This window comes from Dapis purpurea BLCC-M126 (assembly GCF_050015975.1).
GTDB lineage: Bacteria > Cyanobacteriota > Cyanobacteriia > Cyanobacteriales > Microcoleaceae > Trichodesmium.
In genome coordinates this window covers 1-5,321 of record NZ_JBNHER010000280.1, presented here as the reverse complement: position 1 = coordinate 5,321, position 5,321 = coordinate 1, and the positions used below count along the sequence as shown (strand labels likewise).

Genomic DNA, 5,321 nt, shown 5'->3' with positions numbered 1-5,321 from the left:
GTAAAGGAACAGGTTTAGGCATGGCGATCGCTCATCAAATAGTTACAGAAAAACATGATGGTAAAATTACCTGTAGTTCAACAGTTGGGCAAGGTACAATTTTTACCATTGTGATTCCTAGATCAAATTTAGCTTGAAACTTGAGCAACAACCACTAAGTCAGCATTCCGGCAACACTAATAATGAAAATCAAAACTGTAAATATTTGTAAGAGTTTGGAGTTTCGGCAACCAATAAAGTAAACTAGACATATAGCAGAAGGCATATAGCAGAAGGCATCCCCCCCTCCTTTGAAAGCAGGGGGCAGAAGGAAAAATCTGGCTTTGTCTGGGTTTTAGATTTTTGATGAGTCCGTTCCTTTTGCTTCAACTTCTATAAATACTAGAAAAATTAGATTCAAAGAAAAACCAAGTCAATGATGGAGACAAAAACAATGAAAATCGCCAATCATCAAACCCATGAACTCATCCATGAAAGTGAAAGGACTCTAGTCTATCGGGGTCAAAATCTTGAGAGTGGGCAACAAGTTATTATCAAATTGATGGCTCAGGAATATCCATCATTTAACGAATTAGTGCAATTTAGAAATCAATACGCCATTGCCAAAAATCTTGAGATCGAAGGCATTGTTAAACCATACTCGCTGTTGCGTTACAAAAATGGCTATGCTCTAATCATGGAAGATATAGGAGCCATTTCCCTAGCCGAATATCAGCGCCAATTTTCGGTGTCAATAGAACAGTTTTGGGAAATTTCTCTATCTATAGCAGAGATTCTGCACCATCTGCATCAAAATTATATTATCCATAAAGATATCAAACCAGCAAATATATTAATACATCAAGAAACACAAGAAGTAAAATTAATAGATTTTAGTATCTCATCGTTACTGCCGAAAGAACGAACAAGTTTGCAAACTCCCAATGTCCTAGAAGGAACTCTAGTTTATCTGTCTCCAGAACAAACCGGAAGGATGAATAGAGGCATAGACTATCGCAGCGATTTTTATTCTCTAGGAGTAACCTTGTACGAACTATTGACAGGAAAATTGCCCTTTGAAAGCGAAGATCCCCTAACATTGGTTCACGCACACATCGCCAAAACCCCTCCGACAATTCCTGATTCCCTAGTGCCGAAACCATTAGCTGATATAATTTTTAAATTAATGGCGAAAAATGCGGAAGAAAGGTATCAAAGTGCTTTGGGGCTAAAATATGACCTAGAAAAATGTCGGGTTGAATATGAAGAAACTGGAAAAATTGAGCCGTTTGTCTTGGGAGAGCAAGATCGGAGCGCTCGCTTTTTAATCCCCGAAAAACTCTACGGACGGGAAAAAGAAGTGCAAATCCTTCTTGATGCCTTTGAAAGAGTCGCAGCCGGAAAAACAGAAATGATGCTAGTAGCGGGATTTTCTGGCATCGGGAAAACTGTAGTGGTGAATGAAGTACACAAACCCATAACCAGACAGAAAGGGTACTTTATCAAAGGAAAGTTCGACCAATTCAATCGCAACATTCCCTTCTCTGCCTTCGTTCAAGCCTTCCGAGATTTAATGGGGCAATTACTGGGAGAAAGTGATGCCGAACTGCGGGAGTGGAAAGAGAAAATCCTAGAAGCATTGGGAGAAAATGGGCAAGTTCTCGTTGATGTCATTCCTGAATTAAAACAAATTATTGGAGAACAATCTCCCGTCCCCGAACTTTCTGGCAGCGCATCCCAAAATCGATTTAACCTCCTGTTTGAGAAATTTATCGCCGTCTTTACCACCCAAGAACATCCCTTAACCCTCTTTCTTGATGACTTGCAATGGGCGGATTCAGCCTCATTAAATTTGTTGAAGATCTTGATAGGAGACAATCAAACGGGATATCTGCTTTTGTTGGGGGCCTATCGAGATAACGAAGTTTTCCCCGCCCATCCCTTGATGTTAACTTTAGGGAAATTAGAGCAACAAAACACCACAATTTCGACGATTACTTTAACGCCCCTATCAGTTCCTCATATTAATCAATTAGTAGCGGAAACCCTCAGTTGTTCGCAGGATTTAGCCACTCCGCTCACGGATTTAGTCTATCAAAAAACGAAAGGAAATCCTTTCTTTACCACTCAATTCTTAAAGGGATTGCATGAGGATGACTTGATTGCGTTTAACCGAAATTTGGGTTATTGGGAATGCGATTTAGTGAAGGTGCGAGATGCCACTCTCACCGATGATGTGGTGGAATTTATGGCGGGACGACTGCATAAGTTACCCAAAGCAACCCAAAATACCCTCAAGTTAGCCGCCTGTATCGGCAATCAATTCGATCTAGAGACCTTAGCCGTTATCTGCGAAAATTCATTGGAAGAAGTGGCCGCCGATTTGTGGAATGCCTTGCGAGAAGGGTTAATATTACCTCAGAGCGAAGCCTATAAGTTTTTTCAAAGCGGGGAAACCGAGGAAGAGAAAGGGAAAGAAATTTTAGTCAGTTACCGCTTCCTGCACGATCGCGTTCAACAAGCAGCCTATTCGTTGATTCCTGATGAACAGAAAAATTCCACCCATTACCGCATTGGCCAACAACTGCTGCACAAGACTCCCCCAGAAATGCAAGAAGGGCGAATTTTTCAATTGGTGGGGCAATTAAACTATGGAACGGCTTTCATTCGCGATCAGACAGAACGAGAGCAACTAACCCAACTGAATTTATTGGCTTGTCATAAGGCGAAAAGTGCAACTGCCTATGATGCTGGATATGAATACGCGACGGTCGGGTTGTCTTTATTGGGCGAAAACCCTTGGCAGCACCATTATGACCTCGTCTTTGCCTTAACCGAACTGGCGGCTGAACTGGCTGTCCTGTGTGGGGACTGGGATGAGATGGAACGTCGAGTAGCAGAGGTGATGGCCAACAGTCATTCTATTGTGGAACAGGCCAATGTGTATCGCATTCAAATTCAAGCCCATGCCTCTCGCCATCAACTGGCTGAGGCGATCGCTATCGGTCTGGCATTCTTGCAACAGATGGGGGTAACGTTTCCGGAAACCCCGGTCGAACAGGATGTGGAGAAGGCGATCGCCAGCGTTCAAGAACTGATGGTCAATCGCCAAGTAGAGGACTTGCTCCATCTGCCCGACATGGTAGACACTGAGAAAAAGGCGATGGTGCAAATTGCCGAGAGCATTTTTTCGGTCACTTATATCAACACGCCTCTGCTCTATCCCCTTGTGGTATGTTGGAGCGTCTGCCTCTCCATTCAATACGGTAATAGTATCCCCTCTGCTCATGCCTACGCCGCCTATGGTTTAATTCTGTGTACCTATACCCAATCCAATACAGTAAGGGGGGTCACTTTCAGCCAACTCGCCTTGGAATTAATTGACACTCCCGCCGCCACAATCATCAAACCAGAGGTATTGCTGGTTGTCGGGTTATTTATCCTCCACCGCACGTTGCCGATTCGAGACACCTTGCCCCTTCTGCAAGCGGGTTATACCAGTGCGTTGGAAACAGGCAATTACGAATTCGCCGGTTATAATGCTCACAGCTTTTGCTCCAACTCCTTTTGGGCAGGTTGTCGCCTCGATGTTTTAACCACAGAACACCAGGCTTACTGCCACAGTTTGGACCAGCTCAATCAAGTAATCACTGCCAATTACGCGCGGATCTATTGGCAAACCGTCTTAAATTTACTGGGGTGCTCAGAGCACCGGACTCAATTGACAGGAGAGGCATTACACGACGGAGATGCACTCGCCCACTTACAGTCTGCCAATGATGTGTACGGCTTATTTCTGTTCCATGCCCACAAACTTATGCTGTGCTATTTGTTTGAGGATATTGAAGCCGCCCACATCGAAGTTGAGGCAGGGCGCAAGTATCTTTTAGGAGGAGCCGGAACAGTCAATTTTCCTGCGTTCCATTTCTACATGGCGTTAAGCGCTTTGGCCCCGTTACAGTCCGATTCGGAGAATCGGTCAGAGCTTTTTCAGAGGGCGGCAGCCGATCTGGCCACCCTCCAAGATTGTGCGGATTATGCTCCGATGAATCACCAGCATAAATGTGATTTGATTAAAGCGGAACAATGTCGGGTGTTGGACCAAAAACTACAGGCCATTGACTACTATGACAACGCTATTGCGGGAGCCAAGGAAAACGAATACATCCAAGAAGAAGCCCTCGCCAATGAACTGTTTGCCAAATTCTATTTAGATTGGGGGCGAGAAAAAGAGGCAGCACTATATATGCAGGAAGCCTACTATTGCTACGCTCGATGGGGAGCCAAGGCCAAAGTTGCCGACTTAGAAACTCGCTATCCCCACCTCCTCACTCCCATTCTCCAACAGCAACAAGCCTCCCTTGCCCCTTCCAGTCTCGCAACCATGACTCAGGGAACTCTATCGAAAACAACAGCAGGGACAGGAGATGTGTTAGATTTAGCCACATTAATGAAAACCTCGCGCACCCTGAGTGAGAATATCGAATTAGAGGGAGCGATCGCCAATTTAATGAAAGTCGTCCGAGAAAATGCCGGTGCCGAAACTGCAGCTTTGATGTTATTTCAAGAGGAAGTGCTAATGCTAAGTGCCCTTGTCTACGGCGAGGATACTCCCCAAATCGACCCCATTCCTGTTGAAAATAGCAATGCAGTGCCTTTGATAATTGTCAATAAAGTCAAGCGCACCCAAAAGGCGATCGCCCTCGACAACGCTAGCAAGGAAACCGCCTTTGCAGGAGATGCTTACATCCAACAACACCAACCTCAATCGATTTTATGCCTGCCCCTAGTAGATCGCGGCAAACTCATTGGTATCCTCTACCTGGAAAACAATCAAGTTGCCGGAGCATTTACGGACGATCGCATTGAAATCTTGAATTTGCTCTGTTCCCAAGCAGCCATAGCGCTGCAAAATGCCCAATTATACGACAAAGAACAACTGGCGTGGCATGAGTTACAACAAGCCTTAACAGATTTACAACAGGCACAATTACAATTAGTTCAAAGTGAAAAAATGGCAACTTTGGGAAACCTGGTAGCGGGAGTCGCCCACGAAATCAATAACCCGGTTGGTTTTATCACTGGCAGTGTCTCCATCTTACAAGAGTACCTGGAAGATTTATTAGCAGGATTTTCTCTGTATCAAGAACATTCCTCCCTTTCTGATAAAATAGTCGAACAAATCGAAGAACTTGACCTAGAATTTGTGATAGAAGAACTCCCCAAAATAATTGCGTCAATGGAACAGGGATGCAATATCCTTTACAATATTAGCAAATCTATGCGAACATTTTCCCGCACAGATACTGTCAGCAAAACCGAGTTTAATCTACACGACGGAA

At 44.4% G+C, this 5,321-nt stretch carries 2 protein-coding genes; both read left to right on the top strand.

The window, feature by feature from the left end; genetic code table 11:
• The coding region (locus tag ACP6PL_RS25780) for an ATP-binding protein (RefSeq protein WP_426548191.1) at positions 1-137 on the top strand (137 nt) is incomplete at its 5' end.
• 296 nt (positions 138-433) lie between these two features.
• Positions 434-5,321: AAA family ATPase (locus tag ACP6PL_RS25775; protein WP_426548190.1), on the top strand; the 4,888-nt coding region annotated here is incomplete at its 3' end.